Consider the following 22,818-nt stretch of genomic DNA (forward strand, 5'->3'; position numbering starts at 1 on the left):
GCAAGGGAGGCCGGGATGCACACCGGAGAGCACGTCGAGATCGTCCTGCCGGGCAAGGTCGAGCCGGAGGGGCTGGAGATCCGGCACGCGGACGTCCCGAACCCCGGGCCGGGCCAGGCGCTCATCCGCATGGAGGCGACCGGCGTCTCCTACGCCGAGCAGCAGATGCGCCGGGGCCGCTACTTCGACCAGCCGGCGTTCCCGTTCGTGCCCGGCTACGACGTCGTCGGCACGGTGCTGACCACCGGCGCGGGCGCCGGGCCCGGCCTGGTCGGGACGCGGGTCGCCGCGATGGTCAAGGTCGGCGGCTGGGCGAGCCACGTGCTCGTGGACGCCGCCGACCTCGTGCCGGTCCCCGCCGGGGTCGGCGCGGCGGAGGCGGAGACCCTCGTGCTCAACGGGCTCACCGCCTGGCAGATGCTGCACCGCAAGGCGCGCGTCCGCGCCGGCCAGACCGTCCTCGTGCACGGCGCCAGCGGCGGCGTCGGCTCGGTCCTCGTCCAACTCGCCCGCGCGGCCGGCGTGAACGTCATCGGGACCTCGTCGGCCCGCCACCACGACTCCCTGCGCGCCTTCGGCGTCACGCCCATCGACTACCGCACCGAGGACGTCGCCGCGCGGGTCCGCGAACTCGCCCCCGGCGGGGTGGACGCCGTCTTCGACCACGTCGGCGGACGCGGCGTCGTCGACTCCTGGCGCCTGCTCGCGCCGCGCGGCACGCTCGTCTCCTACGGCACCGCCTCCACCCGCGACGACCGGGGCTCCAAGCAGTGGCCCGTCTTCAAGCTGCTCGGACGGGTCTGGACGTGGAACGCCCTGCCCAACGGCCGGCACGCCTACTTCTTCAACGCCTGGGCCGGGCGGGCCCTCTCCAAGAGCCGCTTCCGGGCCCGGCTGCACGCCGACCTCACCGAGGTCTTCGCCGCCCTCCAGCGCGGCGACATCACCCCGCGGATCGCCGCCCGGCTGCCCCTCACCCGCGTCGCCGACGCGATGCGGCTGGCCGAGTCCGGAACCGTCAGCGGCAAGGTCGTCCTGACCCCGTAGACCCGTCCGAACCCTTCCCGATCAGCACGCAAAGAAGAAGAGGAACACCATGTTCAGCGACACCTCGTCCCGCCGGCAGCCCCGGCCCCGCGCGCGGCGCGACCGCGTTCGCGTCACCGCGCTCACGCTCTCGTTCGCCACCGCCGGCGTCCTCGCGGGCACGGTCCCCGCCGCCCAGGCCGCCGAGAGGCCGGGCCACGGGCGGGCGTACCAGTGCCGTGGCGAGGGCCTGGATCCCAGCGCCCGTATCCGCTACCGCACGGACATCATGATCAAGGCGCCGCTGAGCACCGTGTTCAAGCTCCAGACCGACGTGGAGCGCTGGCCGGCCTGGCAGCCGCCCGTCCTGACCGCGAAGCGCCTCGACCACGGGCGTCTGCGGAAGGGCTCGCGGTTCCACTGGACGACCCCGGCGCCGCCCACGGTCCCGGACACCACCATGCACATCACCTCCACCGTCCGGCAGCTCCGGAACAACGCCTGCATCCTGTGGGCCGGACCCGCCGTCGGCAAGGGCGCCCGCATCGACGAGGGCGTTCACCTGTGGACGTTCACCAAGGTCAGGGGCGGCGTCCTCGTCCACACCGAGGAGACCTGGACCGGCCGCCAGGTCGAGGAGGACGTCCCCGGCTCGACCGCCATGCTCGGCCAGGGCCTCGAAGAGTGGCTGCGCAACCTGAAGGCCACCGCCGAGGCCCGCCACTGAGTCCGCTTCGGTTCACCCGCGTTCACCGCCGCCCCCTCGCATGCGAGGGGGCGGCGACGCGTATGGGTCCAATTCCACTGGACGAGACGAAAGCGAACCGTGAGACGAGCGCGGCGCGTCCGGCTCCGGCCATTACCGGTACCGCGTAACACCTGTTCACCGCCCTGCCGGCGGTGCCGCCAATGCTTGGACAATGCAATGGAACGATCCTTGTCAAAAGGTCGCTATTGACGCTCGACAATCGATGAATCCGTTGAACGAGATGCTCTCTAGTGTCAATTAAACGCGGTTCGAAAAAATTGAAAATTTCAAGATTGACAGTACTTTGCGAAAAAGTTACTCTCCATTCAGATCCTGGATCAAGATCCATTGAAGGCGCCGATTCATTCCGGATATCACGCCCCCCCGCCCTCTTCGGCCGCCGAAAAATAGTACTCCCATCCCCAGCGAAGAGGAATCGCATGCGTAAAGGGATAGCAATTTCCGCCACCGCCCTGGCCGCGCTCGGCGTGACCGCGGCTCCGACCAACGCGAACGCGTCGCGGACCGTCCCTCCTCCCGAAAAAGTGACGATCACTGTCGGGAGCGTTATCGGATCCGGCTGCCCGACCGGCACCACCGCCTTCGTCGTGTCCCCGGACAGGGAGGCGTTCACCGTCGCCTACAGTGCGTACACGGCCCAGGCGGGCGGCAACTCCCAGCCGACCGACGGCCGCAAGAACTGCCAGATCGCCTTGAGCGTGCACGTTCCGCAGGGCTTCACCTATGCCATCGCCTCGACCGACCACCGCGGCTACGCATCCCTGCAACCAGGCGCGGTCGCCAGCCAGCTGGCCAGTTACTACTTCCAGGGGCTTCCGAAGACGACCTATGTCGAACACCCCATTCCCACCGGCCTCTATGGGAATTGGCAGTTCACCGACGCCGTTGAGATCCCCCAGCTCGTATATAAGCCGTGCGGTGTGGAGCGGTACTTCAACATCAACACGGAACTGCGCGTGGCCGTGGGGACCTCGGACGCCTCGAAGGTCAGCTTCGTCGCCATGGACTCCACCGACGGCGACCTCAGGACGACGTACCACTTCAGCTGGAAGACATGCCCGAAGACCAAGTAACCCGAAGGAGAAGAACCCATGCGTAAAGGAGTGACCGCCGCGGCGGCATCCCTCTCGGCCGTGGCGCTGGCCGCGGCGATGGCCCCCGCGGCGTCGGCGGCGACGAACGAGCCGCCGCCCGGAAGAATCACCATCGAGGTCCTGACCGTGAACGGCTCCGGCTGCCCCGCCGGAACCGCCGCCGTGACGCCCGCCAGCGACGACAGCGCCTTCACCGTCACCTACAGCGACTACCTCGCCCAGGCCGGCGGGAACTCGAAGCCCACCGACTTCCGCAAGAACTGCCAGCTCGCCCTGGGCATCCACATTCCGCAGGGCTTCACCTACGCGATCGCCAGCGCCGACTACCGCGGTTTCGCGAGCCTGGCCAACGGCGCGTCCGGGCTGGAGCGGGCGAACTACTACTACCAGGGCATGCAGCAGACGACGCCCATCAGCCACAGCATCAAGGGCAAGTACTCCGACTCCTGGCAGTTCACCGACCGGACGCCGTGGGCCGAGCTCGTCTGGAAGCCGTGCGGTGAGGACCGCATCCTCAACGTCAACACCGAACTGCGCGTGGACAAGGGCACCTCCGCGCCCGGCGACACCAGCTTCATGTCGTTCGACTCCACCGACGGCAACGTGAAGACCGTGTACCACTTCGAGTGGAAGAAGTGCCCCGGACGACGCTGATCCGGACCGACCAGGCCGTGCCCCCCACCAGGACGGGCGCGGCCCGGTCGCGTTCGCGGGCCGCCCCGGTCACACGTCGCCCGCGCGGTACTCGCGCGGGCTGGTGCCGTAGGCCGCCTTGAACAGCCTGCTGAAGCGCGCGGCGTCGACGAAGCCCCGGCGCGCCGCGATCGCGGTGACCGAGCGTCCCACCTGGAGCGGATCGCGCAGGTCGCGGCGGCAGTGCTCCAGCCTCCGCCCCTTGATCCACATCGCGACCGTCGTGCCCTCCGCGTGGAACAGGTTGTACAGGTGGCGGATCGAGACGTAGTGCGCGGCGGCGATCGCGTCGGGGGTCAGGTCCGGGTCGTCCAGATGGCTCTCGATGTAGGCGCGGACCCGGACGAGCAGCGCCCTGCGGCGCGCCTCGGTGGTGCCGGCGGCCATGTCCATGCGCTCGGCGAGCAGCGTCACCAGCAGGTCGATGATGTTGTCCCCGAGGCGCTGCCCCGCCGGGTCGTCGAACTCGTCCAGGTGCTGGGCCAACTGGACGAGAAGCGCGGACAGCAGCGCGCCCAGCCCCCGGTGACCGGAGAAGCGGGTCGCGGTGACCGCCGCGACCGCGTCCTCGGGAAGGCAGAGCAGGCGGCGGGGGAACATCAGCACGAGCTGCCGGTAGGAGCCGTCGAAGGCGAGCGTGTACGGACGGGTCGTGTCGTAGATCGTCAGGTCGCCGGGGGAGAGCGGGGCCTCGCGCCCGTCCTGGGAGAGGAGGCAGCACCCGGTGAGCTGGATTCCGAGCTTGTAGTGCCCCGGGTCGGACCGCGCGATCAGCGCCTCGGTGCGCCGCACGGTGTGGGGGGTCGCGGAGACCTCGGCCACCTTCAGGGAGCCGAGTTCGGAACCGCGCATGTATCCGTCGAAGCCGTCGGCGTCGGCGGGGTCCGTGCGCAGCGGCACGAACATCTCCGACACCGTGCTGGACCAGAAATCGAATCGCTCGCGGACGGGAAGGTCTGACGTTCGGATCTGCGTCGACATGGACGTTCTCCCGAGGGATGCCCCGATGTTCGTACTGGTCACCGGCACCGGGCCGACCGTCGCCCCGCCGGGGCCGGTGACGTGGGAGCCGTGTTCTGCGTCCGATGCGGGAGGGGGTCGCGACCGGAGGGCCTGTGACCGGTCGCGGCCCCCGCCCTTCGCACGGGGCCGGGAGCGTGCTCCGCTTGATCCGTCCCGACCGCGCGTACGTGCCGTCCCGGAGGCCACGTCACAGGCGGTGCGGCGTGCTCCGGGTCACTGCCGTCCGGACCCGGTGGGGGACTGGTAGGTGGGGTTCAGCGACAGCGCGATGAAGGAGAGCGGGCGGTCGACCCGCTGGTAGCCGAGCGGGCAGTGCCGCATGCCCCGGGGAATGTAGATCGCCGCCGAGGTGTCGATGACGTAGGTCTCGCCGTCGAGGTCGATCTCGGCGACCGCGCCGAGGTCGTCCAGATCCTCTGGATTGTTGCCCATGAAAAGGAGGACCTCGTCATAGTCGTGGACGTGCTCCAGCACATAGGGATTGGGGCTGGGCACCTCGTGGATCCAGCTGTAGGCGATGTGGACCTTGCTCAGGTCCACCTGCCATCCGCTCATCATGGCGAACGCGCCGCTGGTGCCCTTCTCCTCCTCGCCGTACCGGAGCACGCCCTCGTTCGGGAGCTCCTCCCGCACCATGTTCCGGACGATGAGGTTCTCGTGCTTCCCCGATTTCCGCTGGGCCGCCGTGGTGGTCGCCATTCCGTGTTTCCTCCGCTAAGGTGAGACGATCTTCTCCCTTACATCTATGGTGTCAAGGAGAGGGCCGGGGTCACAGGGACATTTCTCGGGCGTTCTGGTACTTTTCGCGGATCACCCGCCGGAAGCCCAGCGGGCTGACCCCGGTCTCGCGCTTGAAGAACCGGCCGAAGTAGGACGGGTCGGTGAAGCCCAGCGCGCTGGCGACCTGGGCGGCGTTCAGCTCCGTCAGGGCTAGCATGCGCTTGGCCTCAAGGGCCAGCGCGCCGCGGATGACCTGCCCCGGCGTCCGCCCGGTGGCCTGCTTCACCACCTCGGTCAGGTGACTCGCGGTGACGCCCAGCTTGTCGGCGTAGGCGCGCACCGACGGCTCGTCCGCGTCGTGCTCGGCGGCGAGCCGCACGAACCGCCGCGCCAGCGCCGACGACCGGTGCTCCGCCGTCGCCGGAGCGAACGCGCGCATGCGGTACGCGGTGACGAGCAGAATGTTCAGATAGGCCCGCGAAACGCACGTGTGACCGGCCTCGCGCCGATGGTACTCCTGCTCGATCGGCACCAGCAGATCGCTGATCGCGCGGTCGCCCGCCGCGTCCAGCCGCAGTTCCGCGTTCTCGCTCAGGACGTCGAAACAGGGCGGCTCGTCGCCCACACCGCGCTCGCTCGCGCGGCCGAGCATGAAATCCTCGGTGAAAACCAGGACCCGCCCCTGAAGGGGCGTCTCGCAATCCCAGAAATGCACCTGCCCCGGCGAAAGGAAATACATCACGGGCGGCTTGATCTGGTAGTGGACGAAATCGACGACATGCGTCCCCGACCCGCCGGTGATGTGCAGGACCTCGTAGAAGTCGTGCCGGTGCGCGAAGCCCGCCGTGGTGTAGCTGCCGATCTCCGGAAAGGACCCGATCGCGAGCGGCGCGGTCCCGCTGGGCGCGGGCACCTCGATGTGGTGCAGGGGGAGCGCGCTCACGAGGCCCCCGACCGCCGGCTCACGCGGCGCCGCCCTTCGCGGTCGCGAGGTTGATGCCCGGTGTGATCGGCTTGGAGCCGTAGCCGCCGAGGATCGTGTCGAGCGTCCCGTCCTTCTTCAGCGCGGTCAGGGCGCCGAGCAGCGCCTTCGCCAGCTCGGTCTGCTTGAGGCCCACATACATCCCGACATAGGCGGGCATGTAGCCGCGCGCGACGATCGCGATCGGGGAGCCCTTGCGGATCGCGTACTCCGCGGTCTCGGCGACGTTGATCTCGAACTTCTCCCGTCCCGACCGCAGCGCGAGATCGGCGTCCTGCGCGGTCGGGTACTGCGTGACCCGCACCGGCGGCCTCCCCTTCGCCGCGCAGTCGGCGGAGATCTTCTTCGCGGTGTCCACGTCCGTGGTGCCGCGGATGGTCGCGATGCCGTTGCCGCACGCCGCGTCCTGCGACTTCGCGCCGCCGTTGGCCTTGGCCGTGACGAGCACGCTGGAGCTCTGCGTGTAGTCGATGAAGATGCCGACCTTCTGCCGCTCCGCGGTGTCGGAGATCCCGTCGTCGGCCACCATGTACCGGCCTCCCGCGACGCCGGGCAGCAGCGCCTCCCAGGCCACGTTCCTGATCGAGTACTTGAGGCCGAGCTTGGCCGCCACGGCCCTGCCGACGTCCGGGGTGATGCCGCCGGTGATGGTGTTCGCGGAGTCGGTCAGCAGGTAGGGGACGTTCGGGAGCGTGGTCCCGACGTCGAGCGTCCCGGCCTGGCGGACGGCCTCGGGCAGCATCGCCCGCAGCGCGGGATCGGCCGCCGGGGCCTTGACCGGGGGCCGCGGCCTGTCGGCGGCGACGGGATCGCCGCCGCCGCAGCCCGCGGCGAGCAGTGCGGTGCAGGTCAGCAACGGCGTGAGTGCGCGTCTCATGGTGGGTGCTCCTTCGGGGATCTACAGGACGTGGGCGAGGAACTCCGCGGTGCGCGCGGAGGACGGGGAGCTCAGCACCCTCCTGGCCGGTCCGCTCTCGACGATCACTCCGCCGTCCATGAAGACCGCCGTGTCCGCGACCTCCTGGGCGAATCCGATCTCGTGCGTGACGACGACCATGGTCATTCCCTGGCCCGCGAGGTCGCGCATGACCGCGAGCACCTCGCCGACCAGCTCGGGGTCGGCAAGACCTTGCTAGATGCGCCCCATCGTTACCTGTTTGAGACTTAGGCGTCCTCTGCTCGACCTCACCGGTTCGAACGTCGGGCGGCGCTCTTACCGTCCATCAGAACCTTGTATGCGCCTGGTCAACCTCTGTGGGCACCCTGTCACGATCATGGACGCTAACGGGCGGGCCCTCTTGGAGTTGCCGCCGGACGGACCGGCTGTCCGCCGGGATGAGCACGTCCACGAGTCTGGATCCGTCACCCTGCCTAGCGGGGCGACCGTGCCGCTGTACGTCGCCGGGTTCGGTGCCGTGACCGGCTTGCCCGCCCGGCGCGCGGGCACCGTGTATGTGGTGTCACGTGTCGTCGCGGACGCCGTCCCCGGTCGACGCGACCTCGTGTTCCCCTACGACCCGGTTCGGGACGAGAACGGCCGCATCATCGGGTGCCGTGGCCTTGCACGTGCCGCCTAGCGGGGCGCCTGGTCGCCCTTCTACGGCACCGCGCCGTCGAGGGTGAACCGGCCAGCAACCGGCCACCGCGCCACCTCGACCACCGGGTGACCGTCGAAGGGGCGTAGGGCCTCGTCGAGCCCACACGGCGCGCAGATCTCCGAGGCGCCGGACGTTACCCGGGATTGAGCCGGGGGGCGTGCCCCGTACGGGCGTTGACAGCGAGGGCACAGGGCGAGCGGGTCACCCTCGACGGCCAGACGAAACACAGAGAGCCACCCCACGCGGGTGGCTCTCTGCGCTGGTCGAGGGGGCTAACTACTGCCGGTCGAACTGACCGGCCTTGACGGCGTCCGCGAACGCCGCCCACGCACCCGGGTTGCCTGAGTGCTGTTTCATAGGTCGTGCCGACCGCGCTTGACGTCCTTTAGCACGGCCGCCCAGTCGCGCCGCGCGATTGTCAGTTTGGGGCCGTCAGGGTCCTTTGAGTCGCGCACCGCGATTGACTGGTCAAAATCTGCCAGTTCCACACAGTCACCACCATTAGCGCCAGTGTAGGAAGATTTGCGCCACTTCAAGTTCTTCATTCTTTCCACATTTCCTCGATGATGGCTTCTATGAATATTAGAGATTCCCGCGCACGAAGACTTTCCGCACGGAAATCATCGAACATGTATCTAAGGCGTGCGACTTCCTCCGGTTCTTCAATGACCTCCCCGCTTAGCTGATTGTCCACATAAGCGATGTCGTCACCGTCGACGTTCGCGATGATGAACCCACTCAGGAAACCGGCACAAGCGGGTGAATCGGCGGGGATCACCTGGACAATTATGTTATCGCGTTGCGCCATCTTGATCAGATGCAAAAGCTGAACACGCATCGTCTCTCGACTGGCGATCGTATTGCGCAATGCTGCCTCTGCGATTAGGGCTACAAGCTTTGGCGGATCTTCCTGCTCAAGGATCCGTTGCCGCTCCAGTCGCTCAGCAAGCATCTCGTGCAGTTCTGCGTTGCGATGCGCGGCGCGAAGAACTTCGGTTGCGTAGTCCTGTGTCTGAAGTAGCCCGGGGATAAGGAGTGGCTGAACCGTCCACAAGGACGTCGTCAGACTCTCAGCCTCGCGCCACCTTCCGAACCACTCCAAGGGAACAGCATCATTGATCAAGTCCGCCCGGATTCTACACAAAATGCCCGCTTCCTCCCCGTCGCCTAGCCCAAGAACCTTTTCTACTTGCAAGAGAGCGTCAGGTTTAGGCAAACGCTGGCCGCGTTCCCATGATCGGACGAGAGAATCGGATAGAAAGACCGCTTTGCCCAGTTCCTCGCGGCTCATCCCCTTTGCTTGGCGGGCACGCATTATCTCTTTACCAAGAAACCGCCGGGGGGATCTGCTCATCCGAGATGTCACGGGGGGTACAGCTCCGCACAAGTAGGGGGCGAGTACGAGTCCGGGGCGTGTGTCCCGTGCCTCGTCTACCAATCCTAAGCGGCGCGAGGCACGGTGAGTAGCCCGAGTACGACGCAACCCCGCAGGTGGGGCCCCGTGGAACAGGACGGCCCCACAACGGTGCTGGAACACCGTGCGGGGCCTTGATCGGAAGAGAGGTTCCGACCCGTGGGCAACCTACCGGACACTCCGTCGCCAAGCCGTCACATCGGTGCCCCCCGCCCACCGACCGACGACGACCGCGCCCACAGCCTTCTCAACCCCCTAGCGGCCGTCCTGCTCCGCACGCTGCCGAACGTCCCGTTGCGGTGGGAGCGCAGGGCAAATCAACTGTGCCTCGCCCTCGACGCTCCGAACGTCGGAACGGTCCTGATCTCGGCGGGACTGCGCTGGTTCTGGCTCCGCGACCCCCGCTGGCCCCTGGGTCCGCTCGACAACACCGGGCGGACCGCCCGGGTGATCGGCGATGCCGTACAGACAGCGATGGAACGGGAAGCACACGCCGGCGCCGCCCACGGGCAGTGGGTCGCGTCGTGAACCTCGCCACTCCCCGCACGGTCGCCATCAAGGCCACCCCCATAGACACTGAGGTCAAGGCCACCGTCATAGACACTGAGGTGTTCATTCGTCGCCCCGGTGAGGTCCGCCGTGCCCGCGCATGGATCGGAAAAGTTCTCGCCCCGGAGGTAGCGAGCGAGACTCTCGACGACATCCGGACGTGCTTGTCCGAATGCGTTACGAACGCTGCGGTACACGCGAACGCCGGAACGCTGGTCGGCGTGATCGTCATGTGGACTGCGCCGGACATGGTCCGGGTCGAGGTCATCGACCAGGGCAACACCGAACAGAAAAAGCCGCACATCCCCGCCACTCTCCAGGAGTACGCATCCGGCGGGCGCGGGCTAAATCTGGTCGCCACGCTTTCGTCCAAGTGGGGATGCCAGAAAGAAGGCGACGGAACCGGGTGGGTTGTCTGGTTCCAAGTAGCGGACCAGCAATCCTGCCTGATCGAATCCTCATAACCCCTCCACGTGCAATAGGCCATGCCCCGTGGCCTATTGCACGCCCCCGCACGGCCGCAACCTGACCCCACTCGCACTAGAAGGCATTCCCCATGGATTACCCCCTGGTCATGTTCTGTGCGCTGAAAGATGAGCTGCACAAGCTTGGAATGGAGACATCGCCAAATCAGGGCTTCGCCGACCGGGGGTACTTTCACGCGTTCTTTGAGCGCAATGAGTACGGACTCCCGAAGGACGATGTATTCGTCCGCTTGGACGATGACGCCGAGTCATTCCGGTGGGGGGCAGACGAAACACATCTTCTGATTGATATGCATGGGGCGGCGCGACGTATCTACGAATACGCCCAAGCCCTCGAAATCTTCGCGCGCCTCGACTTGGAGGAGTAGTGACGACTGACCACCTGGCGCAGTTGCAGGCACTTACCGGACACCTGCCCGCGAACGGCGTCGAATGCGAATTGACGACGGTTCCGTCGTCGGTTCGCGGAGAGGACGACCGGGATGCGCTGCGCGTATTTGCGCAGCGTTGCCCGGTCTCGAAAATGCCCCTTAGGGGCGTGCTGGTCGTGGCGAAAGGCGACCACTTTTGGTGGGGGTACCGGGCGACGCACCCCACCTCCGACCCGTCCGGGGCGGCAATCGCCATCAGTGCCACGGTGCGCGGGCAGGAGGCTGCCCGCGATACGCCGGAAGGCGGAACAGGCACGACCCGCTAGGAGCCAGCGCGCTCCCCGGAAAGCGAAACCAACGGCAAGTTCAGCCAACAATGCGAGGAGAGGCCATGCCCCACGTAGTTGAGCCCATTCGGGCGGAACTCCCCGTGGCATTCCACCCGGGGTGGAACCAGATTGACGGATTGGAGGTGGACGGAAAAATGGTCACCATCGAACCGACCAGATTCTTCTACCGGCTCGAAAACCCGAAATGGGTCGTGTGTGACTGGGAAGCGGTGCGCAAAGAGCTTCCCCAGCTTCGAGAGACGGTCACGATTTCCCTGGAACAGAAGGCGCTTGACTTCATCCGTAACAACACCCGCCTGACGCGGGATGGCGCCGAAGTTCTGAACCTCGCCTACAAGGTGAACAGTCACCTGTTCCGCGACGCAATCACGGCGGAACGCGGATTCAAAATCATCGGTGCACGCCCGGAACATGCGCGGCTACTCCGCGAGGCGGCAACTCTGGGCGCCCTCAACCGAGTCGAAATGACGGGCCGCATCACAAACGTATGCAAGGCATGGATGGACCCCAGTTCGCTTACGGCGGTGTATGACCTTCCGTGCGCGGAAACAGAGGCGGTCGAGGAGATCTCCCGCAGCGTGTTCCTTAACGAGAAACGCCGGGCTGAGGCAGTCAGGGCAGCAGCAGCGCTGGGCGGGCGCCTCGTGCACGGGGGGCCATCCAGTACTGAATTCGTCGCAAGTATGGTCGCCCCCTACGGCGTCGATACCGTGGAATTCCATCGGGAACTTCAGGCACTCGACCGGCGGTGGGAATCGCATCTGGAATGCCGAGGCGATTGTTCCTAGCGGCTCGGGGGGGCGGGCGCGGTGTCCGCCCCCCGCGCCCTACAACATTACGGAAGGATGATCAGACATTCTCGCAACCATCCATCGGGGCACCACAGGGCCCGAAGCGAAACCGGCCGCACCGGAATGCACACCGACGTGTACGGAAAAATGCGGGAAATGCTCCAATTCGTGTGACCTACTTCAGGGCCACGACACCGCGCACCGGTGCATGGACCACTGGATCAAAATCTGAGACTTAAAAAGGGAACGGCCCGTGCATCCCGGGGGGATGCACGGGCCGTTTTGCGTGTCTGGCCGAGAGGGCGGGGCGAGTCGAGGCCCCCGCCTAGCGGGCTGTCAGGGCGGGGTCGGGTCGTCCGGCCGTGGGGTGTGGCGTGTCCACCATCCCGCAGCGAACGCGACCAGCGCGGGCACGACGACGTACACGACGTCCGTCACCGCTTGGGGCACGTCCCCGTTGAACACGTGCTCGCCCATCAGCGTGACGACCAGGCCAGCGAGCGCCGCCCCGGACGCCGCCGCCGTGACCTTCGCCTCTACTCGGTTATTCACTGGTACACCCCAAATCCCGGCGCAGAGTATGCACCTGACGTTGGATCTCTTTCCCGCGCTCTGTGGTCGCCGGTGTCCATGGCGCGTCGAGGCTTTCCAACAGCGCACACCAGCGCCGGTCCGCCTCTTGGGAGACGTGGCGTGTGTAGCCGACGCTGAAAAGCAGACTGCCGACGAACAGAACGCCGACGATCAGGGCCACGCCTACGGCGTAGGCGCGATATGGCATCACATCATCACCCGCCCGGCGGTGGTGGCGACGGCGACGGAGGCGGCGCCGGTTGTGGCGAGGATGGCCCACCGGTATGCAACTGAGCCAACCAGAGCGCCGCAAAACCCGCTGGCGCGTACAGCAGTATCGCGAAGAACGCCAGAACGGCGAGGTCCGGGGTTTCGTGAACGATCTCCCAGACGATGCCGCCTGCGCCGATGACGAGACAGGTGATGTCCCTCAGAACGGTTAGCCATGCCGGGGCGGGAGGACGCGGAGGACTCCACAAACGATCACGGCCTAGGCGAAATACACAAGCTGCGCTTGCGCCTTGGTGATGGTGCCGGTGGTCGCGGTCAGGTCGGCCGGCCATTGGGAGATCTCGAACCGCAGGTAGTGACCGGCATTGACGTAGGCGAAAACGGGGTAGCGGTGGTGCGTCGTCCGGGGGTAGGACGGATTGGGTCCGCCGGTCGGGTTGGCCGTGTAGAACTCGTGCGGCATGTGAGTTTCAGCGCGCGAGTAATTCGAGCTGTTGACCTCGTACGACCTGATCTGAATCTCGGTGTTCACGTCGAAATCGACTAGCCACAGGTCTAGGGTGCCGAGGCAGTAGCGGGGACCGAAAGCGACTGACGGTCCGCCGTTGTTGTTGTGGTGTCCGGCCGCGTCCGCGATCTCGGTATCAAAAGTGACGTCGACCCATTCGCCGGGAAGGTTGAGCCGATCGGATGGCGGCACGGGCACAGGAGTCCCCGCATATTGGACGTTCAGGTATTCGGGCATTCTGTTGCCTTTCATGATTGGTCCCGCGGGCTAGGGTTTGTTTCGCATCCAATACATTTCACAAAAGGACGCCCCGGCGTCGAGGGCGAGCGTCCCACCGGACGATTGAGAAATGAACGTCTCCACATAGTCGCCGGGGTCCATGACGATCTGGCGGGACACGATGTGTGGAGTCTGGACCCCCGACAGGGCGCCCGCGTTCGCTGATAGGAGGGTGGTTCCGCCCGCCGGGTTTCCACCCGCGTTCATCCGCAAATTGATCGTTCGGATACCGGTTGCGTTCGTCACCCACCGGACGAAAACCGTGACCACGTAAATCCCCGGGTCGGGCGCAACGATTCGGCTGGTCTGCGAACTCGTGTTGTGCATGTCGCCGGTCGTGTCCCAACTTTCGCCGCCCCACGGCACAACTACATTCGCGTTGTTCGCGGCGCTTGTCCCGGCGGTTTCTGTCGCGCGCACCGACGGCGGGTTGAGTAGGTAGGTGAACGCGTCGCGCACGTAGCCGTTCATATTCGCGGCCGTGAGTACCTCGCCGACCAACCACGTTCGAGGTAGGGGAACAGCCAACGGTGTACCTCCTAGTAGGCGAGCGCGTTAGAGTCCAGGCGCCCAAGCGTGACGTTGTCCAAAGTGAAAAATGATCCGAATTTGGACGCGCTCTGGAGAGTCCAGCGCGTCACCCACGATTGTGGCGATATCTCGTGTGAGATTCCCCGAATGAACTGGTCTGCGGTGATGACGCCGCCGCCGGGTGGCCGACGCGTCACCGTGATCCGGTCACCCAGAGCGCGGCCTAGCGCGTGCGGGAACAGTGCCGACGGGTCGCTGCGCGGGTTGACCGTGAGTTCCACGAACCGCAATTCCGGGGCGCGGGAAATATAGAGGATCCATTGGGCGTAGTTGAGCGCGTCCGTGTCCGTCATCAGCGGGAGGTCATCGCCCGGTTTAAAAGTTCTCGGGTAGTACAGGGTTTGTGAGGCTGTGTCGGTGGCGACCTGTTCAGTACCACCCGAGCGCGTTACCCGAACCGTGTTGAAAAACGTACTGTCGTCGGTGGCGATGTCGAGATCTTGGTATGGCAACTCGACGCCGCCGCCGTCGCCGAATAGGGCTTGCGGTTCGGCCGATCGGGTTTCAGTGAGTAGCGCCGTGCGATGCCGGAAGACGACCCGACCGCCCGCGTCGATGTACAGTTCGCCGAGTTCGGCGTCGGTAGCGGTTTGCATTTCGCCGAGCGCGGCGCCCTCTAGGGTGGTGGCCTGTACCGCGCTGTCACCGGTGGCTAGGACGCGGTCAGCCGTGGGCCATTGCGCGCTATCCAATACCCGGGTGATGCGGGCGCCTGTCGTCTCCCCGGTACCTACGGGTGTCGTGAGCGCCGGGCGGTCAATGCCGGCGAGCACCTTAAAGGCGTCCGTCGCGGTCACCGTGCATTCGCTGTAGGCGGGTGCGATCCAGTCGACCCCCCACGAGTCAACGAACCCCCGGTACAGCTCGTAGGTGACGTTCGCCCACGTGGCTAGGACGCGGATAGCGCGCATGGCGGTGACCTGTGTCGTGTGGTTGATCGGGTCGACGTACGGTCCGTCCAAGTTGCTTGGATCGAACCTGCGGTCGGAGTTGTCCAGCGTGACCGCTAGCGTGCCCGCCTCGTACTGGACGATCGGAGTGTCAACGCGCCCCGCGCCCCGGGTGATGGACACGGCCCGCGCCCACGGGGTGATGTCCTCCCATACCGGGGCGCCCGTACTGGTCGCGCCTAGAGAGCCGGTGTCCAGGCGCCCGCGCCCCGGGTCGTCGAGGTGTAGCAGCGTCGAGGTCGAGGCGCCCACGGTGAACGCGACCTCAACCCGCAGCGTCGGCATGTCGGGCGTCACGTCCGCCACCCGCGCCCGTTGCGGCGCTCATACTCCTTTATGAGGCTGACGACCTGGCGCGCTGCCTCGGCCGTGTTGCCGCCGGGCGCGACTTGCACTGTGATGTTGTAGGTGTTGCCCCCACCGGCGGCGCCCGCTATCAAGTCCTGTTGCGCGCCCGACATGACCATTTCCGACCGGCCGGACGCGTTGTGAATCAGGCTGAGACTGCGCGGGGGTAGGGCGCCGCCGTTGTCCATCACCCACGGGGGCAGACCCCACCATGGGGTACTGCGGTAGAGGTTGTGCTCCGAAATGCGGGTGCCGGTCTGCTGCGCCTCGACGATTTTTCCGTCGCCGCTGTACATATAGGTGTGACCGGCATGAGGTTGCCCGACCGCGCCCACGACCGGATGGGAAATGGTGCGCAGGAAACCGCGCTGACTGTAGGTGGTACGCGTGATGTCTTTCCCATCGGACGCCTTGCCCCACGCGTATTGCATGAGGGACGAGCAGTCGAAGCCGCGCGTCCCGGCGCCCTGTGCGATGCCGTAGGACGGTCCGCCTAGGCCGCCGCCACCCCAGCTATAGGGGACGCCGATTTGCGTCCTAGCGGCGTTGACGGCCGCCTGAGACCCTCGCCCGCCCATGTTCGGTGCGACGGTCTTCTTGATCCACGCTAGGAATGAGTCAATGAGTTGATGGGGTACAGCCGAGAGTGCGCGTTCCCATAGGGACGTGCCGCCCGGGATCCGGTGAAGAATCGGGTTGAGCACGGATTTCGCGAACCAGTCGACGCCCTTGGACATGAGGGGGCCGGCGGCGTTTTTGATCCAGTTGGCGGGCTTTTTCAAGATGCCGACGATGCCGCCGCCCGCGAATCCGGGGAGTCCGCCCGGGTCGCCGACGCCGGCGACCAGGCGCGTGACGGCGTCGACCCCGCCCCGTCGAGCGGAATGGTTGACGCCGTTGATCCAGTCGTGCCCCAAAGCCTTGACCGCTTCGGGGCGCAAGATGCCCTCACCCGGTGAGAGCATCGCCATTACCGTGTCTCGCCCCGGGGCGTACCCGGGGAGCACTCCGCCGGACGCGAAATGCACAGCGGGCAGATCGGGAAGCGCGGGGACCAGCTTGCGGACGGCGCCCCACACTTTGCGGACGCCGCCGTTATAAACGGTGTTGACGAAAAACGAGACGGGGCGGCGGGTGATGTCCCGGAGCCGGTCCCAGATATGGCCGATCGCAGCGACACCGGACGAGAAAGCGGCTTTGGTCGCGTTGATGCCGGACTGGACGCGCGACCGGACCGACCCCATGAATTCCGACGTCCGCGACTTTATGGAATTGTAGCCGCGGGCGAAGATTCCGAGCGTTATAGAAAGCGCACTTGAAACAATAGCTCTTGCGGCGGCTAGTCCAGACGCGATCTTTTGCCGCACATAGGCGAGCATTTCCAGCGTGCGCGACTTGATTTGCGACCAGTATTTAGTCACTAGCGCGATGACGATACCGAGCGGTCCGAGGAAAATTGAGACCAGTAGACGCCAATGGGCGCGAACGTTGGCGAGCACCCACGACACGGCCGCACTGAAAATCCCCTTTATCTGGGCCCAATATTTGGTGCCTAGCGCAATGAACAGTCCGAGCGGGCCCAGCAGGATAGGCAGAATGAGACGCCAATGATCGCGGACGAAATTGATCGCAAAAACGACACCGGTCTTGAGCGCTCCCCAAACCGCCAGGACGGCGGTACGGAACCAGCCGACCTTTTTATAGGCGAGCACGAACGCGGCAATGAGCGCGACCACGGCGACGACGACGAGTCCAATTGGATTGGCGCTCATGGCCGCGTTCAGTAGCCATTGACCGGCCGCCCACGCTTTGGTCGCAGCGGCCGAAACCTTCTGCCAGACCACGAGCGCGGCCGTCTTAGCCGCCTGTGCCGTGGCGGCGGCACCGGCCCGCACGTGGGACACCGCAAGCGCAGCATTCGCCCGAGCGGCCACCACGGCGGCTTTCGCGCCGTTCGCCGTGGCGATAGCGCCACGCTTGACCGCGTCACCGGCGTACATGGCGCGTAGCCGAAGCGTCTCCAGGGCGGAACTCGCCTTGGACACCCCGCCCGGCTCTGCGCGGAAAAGGCCGATGGCTTTGGAGGCGCCGCCCACGGCGGTTCTCATCCCGCCCGCCGCAACCGTCCCCACTTTCATTGCGACCGTTAGGCCACCGATGGCAAGTGCCGCTTTGACGATGTGGCCCGGCTCGACGCCGGCCGCCGCGAGTTTTGCGTTTAGCTGGTCGAGGGCGGGGAGGACATCCCCTACGACGGTGGAAACAATGGCAGCTTCAACGCCGCGCTTCCATTTCTCAAACTGCGCCGCGGACGTCTCACCCATTGCCTTACTGGCATTATCTGTAGCGCCCTTTAGCTGGCCGAGACCCTGTACGGCCGTCGAGGGGTCGAGTGCATAGAGCGCCTTTCCCAGGTCTTCGGCTTTGGTGCCGAATAGGGCAACTGCGATCTCATTTTGCTTGACCGGGTTCTTGATTTGCTTGAGTCGGTCGATGACGACTCGAAACGCTTTATCAGCCGCCGGGCCACCGGCCGCAAACGTCCGCGTCATCTGCTTGACGTTCAGATGAAGGGCCTCAAACCCCTTGATCGTGTTCGGGTCGGCAACGTTCTTGGATCGAATGGCAAATTCTTTGATTGCGTCCGCCGCCGTGTCCGCGTCACGCGCACCCGCCCGAACCGCCTGAAAGATGAGACCCATGGCTTTCGGGCCGCTTAGACCGACCTCGCGAAACTGCGTCGAATATTCGTTGATCGTGTCCAACAAATCCTCGGATTTGTTCACCCCGAGCTGCGTGGACTTGGCGATCAGGTCGAACGCTTCCGTGCTGTTTTTCACCAGCTTGTTACGCATGAGCTGGGCGACCGCGTTCGTGACGCCGCCAACATCTTCGTCCAAAACATTGGCTAGCGTCATGGCCCGCGCGGTCGTCTGCTGCAAATCAGCCGAGGACGCCGACCGCATCCCGTCCATGTTCTGGACAACGGATTTAACGGCCGCGTTGACGTCCTCCATACTTTCGCCGTACGCGTCCGCATACAATTTGCCAGCGACGCCGCCAATTCTCTTGCTCTCTTGCGCGGACAGCCCAAGCTGCGCTTTGAGTTTCCCTTGGGCGGCGCTCGCATCCAGACCTTTCGCAAGGGCCCCGGCGAATGCCGCGCCGCCCGCGAGACCGGCACCCGCCATGACCCCTTTGAGCCCGCCGAGCTTTTCCCTGAACGCGTCGACATGCCCGCCGGCCTTTTGGAAGCCACGCGCCAACGGGCCGTCATTCAGGCTGAGATTGATCGCGATGGTGCGGGCCACTGCGTCACCCGCCTTTCAGAAAAGCGCGTCGAACTCGGCTTGCGTAAGTTGCTTTCCGTTGTGGCGGGCGGGTGTCGACGTCGAGGACGGCGGCCGGATGAGCGCCGAGTCCGGGGCACGTTTACCCGCGCGCTGTGCATTCGCCGTCTGCAAACTGTTGGCGATGCGGGCGAGTAGGTATGTGTCGGTCGACCAGTCGGCGAGTTCGCCGTGTAGCGCTCGTGCGGTCGCGCAGTCCTGCGGTAGGCGGGACACGAGTACCCATAGCCGCCGTAGAGACATGCGGCCGTCATAGAACGCGCAGAGCTGGTCGGCGTCGCGCGGGTAGACGCGCGCTAGGTCCGCCTCGATATCCTCGCTGTGGTCTAGTGCGAGTTGGGCGAGGCTACCGAGTTTTTTGCTGTAGTCCCGCTGAGCGCCCCGGCGAGTGTTTCGAGGATCTCGTCAAACTGGACGTCGTCTATCTCGATATCGTCGAGCGCCTCGACCGCCTCCGCCCCGAAGACCGATTCAAGCGCGCCGATCACGTCACCGCTATTGATCCGGCGCAGGAAACGGAACCGTTGCCATTTCCGGGGAACGGTCAGGGTGACGGCGTCCGGGCCGTCCCCGATCGTGACCACGGTCGCGCGGTTCTCCGCTTCGTGGGTCAGGGTGGCGGCGGGGGTAGGTTTGGTCATCCCTCGACCTCTCGTCTAATGCGTTCAATAATTTCGTCAACGACGCGCGTCAGTTGCCTATCCGCCGATCGGACGGTGCGCGTGAAATAGGGGTGCGGGCGCTGCGTCACCCACACGTCAGCGCCGAAAACCGGGTGCCGGAAACGCTGGTATCCGGGGGTGCCCTCGAAGTAGGCGGGCATGGCTTTCAAGCCATCCGGCATCTTGCGGGGGTTCATGAAAAGGGCCACGCCGGCGCGCTTGCCGCCCGTCCGGACTTGCAGGGTGACGGCGCGTGCCAGCGACGCGCGCATAGTGGGGCGGCGGCGTCCCGCCCTCGACCGCTGGGTCGTGCTGCTGTTGGGGATGGCACGGATGGCAGAGCGGACGGCGGGCACCATGGGCGCCGCCGCCGTCCGCAGCTCCGCGCGCATGGCTTTGAGTCGGTCTTTGCCGTCCGCCTGTCTGCGGAGGAGACGGGACAGTGCCCGGAGGTCATCGGCCTGTGCCATCGCGGCCCCCGGGTGGTCGGTGTCGAGGCGGGGGTGTCGACCGCGACCAGGCGGCGGCCGTCGAGCTAGGCGGCGCGGGCGAGAACTGGTCGGCGTCGAGGGCGGGCCGTCGAGGGCGGCCCGCTCGACCAGCTAGCGAATCCAGTAGTGCGCCTTGACGTACACGGAGGCATCCGTGTCTGCGCGGGCCGTCGCCTCGACATAGAGATGCTGTTTCGCGCTACACCACCCGACTACGGTCGCGCTGCCGGTATGCGTCGAATACGTTTTCGACGTCGCGTACTTGGCGCCCGGGTCAGCTTCGATCAATCGCCATTCAACCGCGCCGGGGGTGACGTCAACAGTGACGATGAACTGAACCCCCTTGCCGCCCCCGTTAAGCACAGCGGGGAAATTCCCGTCCGCGTGCGCCTGGTGTGTGTCGGCGTACTCCTGGTCGAAACGAAGTCGGGTAGCCTCACCGGCTTTGAGTGCAGCCGGTTTCGTCATCCCCAAGGAAACGTATTCGGGCATGTCGTCGTCCTCCGCAGGTGGGGCCGGTGTCGCCGGGGTCCATCCGATTCGCCATTGGCCGTAGTCGGCGACCACGGAGCGGTTGTAGTCGCACCCCACACCGTTAATCCGGTAATCGTTGCTGTACTGCTGAAGTTGGGCGCGCTTGTCCCACCGGCCGCCACTCCACGCGTAGGTCTGCCACCCGTAGGCGACTTTGTCCGCGTTGAACGCGCGAGAAATGGGGCCGTAGCCCGCGTACATGCCGACGCGGTCACGGCCGAGCACGGACGCGGCGCCGTCAAGGTAGGCGTGAATGGTTCCCTGCTGTGCTGCGGAGGCGTCCCAGTCGACGGCGAAATAGATGGGGCGCCCGTCGGGCATGCCGCACGCCGCCGCCTGCCGGTCCGCTTCGCGGGCGTCGGCGACGCCACCTGACCGCCCCGATAGGGCGCGATTCGCGGTCGTCTCCCACACCACGACCACGGCGATACCGGCCGCTGAAAGGGACGCCGCCTCACCACGTGTCAGGTTCTTGGACGCGTCATGCGAGAGGTAGCGACACACGAATTTCGCCCCGGCGGCGCGCAGCGCGGGCACACCGGGGCGCCCCCACGCGTGATCAATGCCGAACGTCGTCATGCCGTCGCGCGCGTCAGGACACCGGAACCAGGCCAACTAACAGACGTGGTCGCGAGGTCGCCCACGCCCCCATCAATCGGCGTGTACTCACTGATCAATGCGGTGCCGGAATAGATCGGGTTCGTCGGGCTGGTCGGGGCAGACGTTGCCTTGATCGTGACCGGGACCGTTTGGCCGAGAAGTGGATAGACCGTCTCGTCGACTGCGGACGCGCCAAAGTCGGCGTTAAGGTCAACGTCAATCGACCACTCTTTTAGCCCACCGAGACGAGACCGGAAACCGGACCCCATCGCCGTGTTTTCCTGGTCGTCGACCTCGACACTAAGCGTGAGACTCGTGCACCATGCCGAGAGGTTGACGGCGTTGATAGTCACTACGGCATCGGTCAGTACGAAGGTGGCCATAATCCCCCCATGCGGAACAGGCCACCCGCCGGGGATGGCCTAGCGTGCTGCGAAGTTTGGGGGCGCCGCTATGCGACGCCGATAGCGCCGGCGACCGTGAACGCGCCGCTAATCGCGGTGGCGGTGAGCCGGTAATAGGTGTGGGCCACAGGACCGGCTAGGCGGGTCATCCATAGCCCGCCGGGGCTGGTCACCGGTGGGAGCGTCGCCACGGTCGAGGGGGCGGGGAATCCGGGTGCGCTGTCTCCCTCGACCGCGAGAGTCAGCGACGCCCCCGCCGCTAGGACGTGAACAGCGGCATACAGGTACCGTCCCGCCGGGACGTCATTGGTTGGGGTGAGGCCGGTCACGCCCGTGCCGATCGGGCCGGTGGTCGAGACCACCCCCGCCGGGACGGCGACCTTTCCCCGAACAAGGCCCACGCGGTTCGTGCTCATCATGGAAAGGGTGAACGGGGCGACGTCGCCGATGTCGCCGAGGATTTCGTAAGTGAACCTGCCCGCCTGAAAGAGATAGGCGGTTGAGCCGGCGGCCCCCGTGGGCGACACCGTCACGACCTCGTCACGGCTACCGAGATTTGCGAAAACGTCCGCGTCGACCGCCCCAGTCTCGGCCGACTGCCAATAGCCGTTAATTTCCGCCTCGACGGACTTTAGCCCGCCCACCCGGGATCGGTAGCCGTTCCCCCCGAACGTCGTGTTCTCCTGGTCGTCGACCTCGACCGATAGGGAAACCTCATTAGAGTCTGTCGTGAAATTATGTCCGGCGACCAGCGTTGTTACGTCAGTGAGGACGAGTGTCGCCATTAGCCGCCATCCCGGGGGTTCTTGGGCGCGGTTGCCTTCTTAAGGTTTGCCCGGTCGTCTGCCTGTTCCTCTAGGTGCACCCCCAGGAGCGGCTCGACCAGCGCGCCCGCCTTTTCCAGTGCATCACTGGTGACCACGCCGCCGGGCTGTACCCCGGCGACCTCGCACGGTCCGATCACGCGATAACTCGTCACAGCACAACCCCCGGGTATGGTTCAGCGGGATAACGGGTGCGGCCGGGCTAGGAACCGGCCGTGATAATGCGAAGCTCAAAAGAGCCGCCGTAGTAGCCGATTTGGCCTACCTCCTCGACGCCCAACGGTCGGAATGAGCGGACTAGGCAGTCTTCGGCGACGCCGCCTAGCGTCCGGTCGCCGTATATGGCGCTGATCACGGACCGGGGGCCGGTCGGGTCGGCGTACGAGGCGAGCGCCTCTTGCCCCGTCCGGTCGAGGGCGGCGGACACGAGTATGTAAATGGTCGTGTCGTAGGTGGCACGGCCGCGCGCCATCGTGGCGTGATAGCTCTCAATTGGCGGGACGCCAACGATGGCAACCGGCGGGGTGATCTGATCCGGCGCGATGGGCGACACACGTAGCCCCGGGATGGTCGCTAGGCGTGCGCTAACGCCCCGCATGACGTCGAGG

General features: G+C 65.9%; 27 protein-coding genes and 1 pseudogene. 9 read left to right on the forward strand and 19 right to left on the reverse strand.

Annotated features, from left to right (window positions below; genetic code table 11):
* Positions 1 to 15: 15 nt before the first annotated feature.
* The 4 genes from KLI87_RS35590 to KLI87_RS35605 all read left to right on the forward strand — a co-directional run bounded on the left by KLI87_RS35590 (position 16) and on the right by KLI87_RS35605 (position 3,543).
* The gene (locus KLI87_RS35590) at positions 16 to 1,047 is read left to right on the forward strand and encodes a medium chain dehydrogenase/reductase family protein (protein ID WP_214620534.1); all 1,032 of its coding nucleotides are present in this window, start codon (positions 16 to 18) and stop codon (positions 1,045 to 1,047) included.
* A gap of 49 nt (positions 1,048 to 1,096) precedes the next feature.
* Entirely contained in the window at positions 1,097 to 1,753 is a 657-nt protein-coding gene (locus tag KLI87_RS35595; RefSeq protein WP_214620535.1) for an SRPBCC family protein, read from the forward strand.
* A gap of 461 nt (positions 1,754 to 2,214) precedes the next feature.
* On the forward strand, positions 2,215 to 2,868 hold the full coding sequence (locus KLI87_RS35600; RefSeq protein ID WP_214620536.1) for a DUF4360 domain-containing protein: 654 nt from the start codon (positions 2,215 to 2,217) through the stop codon (positions 2,866 to 2,868).
* Between the two features lie 18 nt (positions 2,869 to 2,886).
* Complete coding sequence (locus KLI87_RS35605; RefSeq protein WP_214620537.1) at positions 2,887 to 3,543, forward strand: DUF4360 domain-containing protein; 657 nt, start codon at positions 2,887 to 2,889, stop codon at positions 3,541 to 3,543.
* Positions 3,544 to 3,612: 69 nt separating this feature from the next.
* On the opposite strand, the gene KLI87_RS35610 is transcribed toward KLI87_RS35605, so the two are convergent.
* The 5 genes and pseudogenes from KLI87_RS35610 to KLI87_RS35630 all read right to left on the reverse strand — a co-directional run.
* Complete coding sequence (locus KLI87_RS35610; RefSeq protein ID WP_214620538.1) at positions 3,613 to 4,563, reverse strand: helix-turn-helix domain-containing protein; 951 nt, start codon at positions 4,561 to 4,563, stop codon at positions 3,613 to 3,615.
* A gap of 255 nt (positions 4,564 to 4,818) precedes the next feature.
* The gene (locus KLI87_RS35615; protein ID WP_156217988.1) at positions 4,819 to 5,304 is read right to left on the reverse strand and encodes a hypothetical protein; all 486 of its coding nucleotides are present in this window, start codon (positions 5,302 to 5,304) and stop codon (positions 4,819 to 4,821) included.
* 70 nt (positions 5,305 to 5,374) lie between these two features.
* Complete coding sequence (locus KLI87_RS35620; RefSeq protein ID WP_214620539.1) at positions 5,375 to 6,268, reverse strand: AraC family transcriptional regulator; 894 nt, start codon at positions 6,266 to 6,268, stop codon at positions 5,375 to 5,377.
* Positions 6,269 to 6,287: 19 nt separating this feature from the next.
* Positions 6,288 to 7,184 (reverse strand): transporter substrate-binding domain-containing protein, encoded by an 897-nt coding sequence (locus KLI87_RS35625; protein WP_156217989.1) that lies wholly within the window; start codon positions 7,182 to 7,184, stop codon positions 6,288 to 6,290.
* Positions 7,185 to 7,205: 21 nt separating this feature from the next.
* Positions 7,206 to 7,427: pseudogene (locus KLI87_RS35630) on the reverse strand (hypothetical protein); the annotation flags it as partial.
* Between the two features lie 115 nt (positions 7,428 to 7,542).
* On the opposite strand from KLI87_RS35630, the gene KLI87_RS35635 reads away from it, so the two are divergent.
* Positions 7,543 to 7,884, forward strand: a complete 342-nt coding sequence (locus KLI87_RS35635; RefSeq protein WP_214620540.1) for a hypothetical protein — start codon at positions 7,543 to 7,545, stop codon at positions 7,882 to 7,884.
* 374 nt (positions 7,885 to 8,258) lie between these two features.
* Here the strand turns inward: KLI87_RS35635 and KLI87_RS35640 are convergent, their stop codons facing one another.
* Together KLI87_RS35640 and KLI87_RS35645 are read right to left on the reverse strand one after the other, a co-directional pair.
* On the reverse strand, positions 8,259 to 8,450 hold the full coding sequence (locus KLI87_RS35640; RefSeq protein WP_214620541.1) for a DUF397 domain-containing protein: 192 nt from the start codon (positions 8,448 to 8,450) through the stop codon (positions 8,259 to 8,261).
* Positions 8,447 to 9,259, reverse strand: a complete 813-nt coding sequence (locus KLI87_RS35645) for a Scr1 family TA system antitoxin-like transcriptional regulator (protein WP_284734280.1) — start codon at positions 9,257 to 9,259, stop codon at positions 8,447 to 8,449. Before KLI87_RS35645 ends, KLI87_RS35640 begins: the two co-directional genes overlap by 4 nt.
* Positions 9,260 to 9,843: 584 nt before the next feature.
* On the opposite strand from KLI87_RS35645, the gene KLI87_RS41760 reads away from it, so the two are divergent.
* From KLI87_RS41760 to KLI87_RS35665, 4 genes are all read left to right on the forward strand, one after another.
* On the forward strand, positions 9,844 to 10,332 hold the full coding sequence (locus KLI87_RS41760; RefSeq protein WP_214620543.1) for an ATP-binding protein: 489 nt from the start codon (positions 9,844 to 9,846) through the stop codon (positions 10,330 to 10,332).
* A gap of 92 nt (positions 10,333 to 10,424) precedes the next feature.
* Complete coding sequence (locus tag KLI87_RS35655; protein ID WP_214620544.1) at positions 10,425 to 10,721, forward strand: hypothetical protein; 297 nt, start codon at positions 10,425 to 10,427, stop codon at positions 10,719 to 10,721.
* Entirely contained in the window at positions 10,721 to 11,050 is a 330-nt protein-coding gene (locus KLI87_RS35660) for a hypothetical protein (RefSeq protein WP_214620545.1), read from the forward strand. The genes KLI87_RS35655 and KLI87_RS35660 overlap by 1 nt, the downstream gene beginning before the upstream one ends.
* Positions 11,051 to 11,115: 65 nt before the next feature.
* Entirely contained in the window at positions 11,116 to 11,862 is a 747-nt protein-coding gene (locus tag KLI87_RS35665) for a hypothetical protein (protein ID WP_214620546.1), read from the forward strand.
* A gap of 339 nt (positions 11,863 to 12,201) precedes the next feature.
* Here the strand turns inward: KLI87_RS35665 and KLI87_RS35670 are convergent, their stop codons facing one another.
* The 12 genes from KLI87_RS35670 to KLI87_RS35725 all read right to left on the reverse strand — a co-directional run bounded on the left by KLI87_RS35670 (position 12,202) and on the right by KLI87_RS35725 (position 22,763).
* Positions 12,202 to 12,417: a hypothetical protein gene (locus KLI87_RS35670; protein WP_214620547.1), complete on the reverse strand. Its 216-nt coding sequence runs from the start codon at positions 12,415 to 12,417 to the stop codon at positions 12,202 to 12,204.
* Positions 12,410 to 12,619: a hypothetical protein gene (locus KLI87_RS35675; RefSeq protein ID WP_214620548.1), complete on the reverse strand. Its 210-nt coding sequence runs from the start codon at positions 12,617 to 12,619 to the stop codon at positions 12,410 to 12,412. The genes KLI87_RS35670 and KLI87_RS35675 overlap by 8 nt, the downstream gene beginning before the upstream one ends.
* A 309-nt stretch (positions 12,620 to 12,928) precedes the next feature.
* The gene (locus KLI87_RS35680; protein ID WP_214620549.1) at positions 12,929 to 13,429 is read right to left on the reverse strand and encodes a hypothetical protein; all 501 of its coding nucleotides are present in this window, start codon (positions 13,427 to 13,429) and stop codon (positions 12,929 to 12,931) included.
* 15 nt (positions 13,430 to 13,444) lie between these two features.
* Positions 13,445 to 13,927, reverse strand: coding sequence for a hypothetical protein (locus tag KLI87_RS35685; RefSeq protein WP_214620550.1), 483 nt, complete (start codon positions 13,925 to 13,927; stop codon positions 13,445 to 13,447).
* 68 nt (positions 13,928 to 13,995) lie between these two features.
* On the reverse strand, positions 13,996 to 15,294 hold the full coding sequence (locus KLI87_RS35690; protein ID WP_214620551.1) for a hypothetical protein: 1,299 nt from the start codon (positions 15,292 to 15,294) through the stop codon (positions 13,996 to 13,998).
* The gene (locus tag KLI87_RS35695; RefSeq protein WP_214620552.1) at positions 15,291 to 18,656 is read right to left on the reverse strand and encodes a phage tail tape measure protein; all 3,366 of its coding nucleotides are present in this window, start codon (positions 18,654 to 18,656) and stop codon (positions 15,291 to 15,293) included. Before KLI87_RS35695 ends, KLI87_RS35690 begins: the two co-directional genes overlap by 4 nt.
* Positions 18,657 to 19,021: 365 nt before the next feature.
* Complete coding sequence (locus KLI87_RS35700) at positions 19,022 to 19,336, reverse strand: hypothetical protein (RefSeq protein ID WP_214620553.1); 315 nt, start codon at positions 19,334 to 19,336, stop codon at positions 19,022 to 19,024.
* Positions 19,333 to 19,827, reverse strand: coding sequence for a hypothetical protein (locus KLI87_RS35705; RefSeq protein ID WP_214620554.1), 495 nt, complete (start codon positions 19,825 to 19,827; stop codon positions 19,333 to 19,335). The genes KLI87_RS35700 and KLI87_RS35705 overlap by 4 nt, the downstream gene beginning before the upstream one ends.
* Before the next feature lie 132 nt (positions 19,828 to 19,959).
* Positions 19,960 to 20,961: a DUF1906 domain-containing protein gene (locus tag KLI87_RS35710; protein WP_214620555.1), complete on the reverse strand. Its 1,002-nt coding sequence runs from the start codon at positions 20,959 to 20,961 to the stop codon at positions 19,960 to 19,962.
* Complete coding sequence (locus KLI87_RS35715; RefSeq protein WP_214620556.1) at positions 20,958 to 21,365, reverse strand: hypothetical protein; 408 nt, start codon at positions 21,363 to 21,365, stop codon at positions 20,958 to 20,960. Before KLI87_RS35715 ends, KLI87_RS35710 begins: the two co-directional genes overlap by 4 nt.
* Positions 21,366 to 21,433: 68 nt before the next feature.
* Positions 21,434 to 22,171, reverse strand: coding sequence for a hypothetical protein (locus KLI87_RS35720; protein ID WP_214620557.1), 738 nt, complete (start codon positions 22,169 to 22,171; stop codon positions 21,434 to 21,436).
* Positions 22,172 to 22,412: 241 nt separating this feature from the next.
* The gene (locus tag KLI87_RS35725; protein WP_214620558.1) at positions 22,413 to 22,763 is read right to left on the reverse strand and encodes a hypothetical protein; all 351 of its coding nucleotides are present in this window, start codon (positions 22,761 to 22,763) and stop codon (positions 22,413 to 22,415) included.
* Between the last annotated feature and the right edge of the window lie 55 nt (positions 22,764 to 22,818).

The organism is Actinomadura sp. NEAU-AAG7 (genome assembly GCF_018603865.1).
GTDB classification, from domain to species: Bacteria; Actinomycetota; Actinomycetes; order Streptosporangiales; family Streptosporangiaceae; genus Spirillospora; species Spirillospora litoris.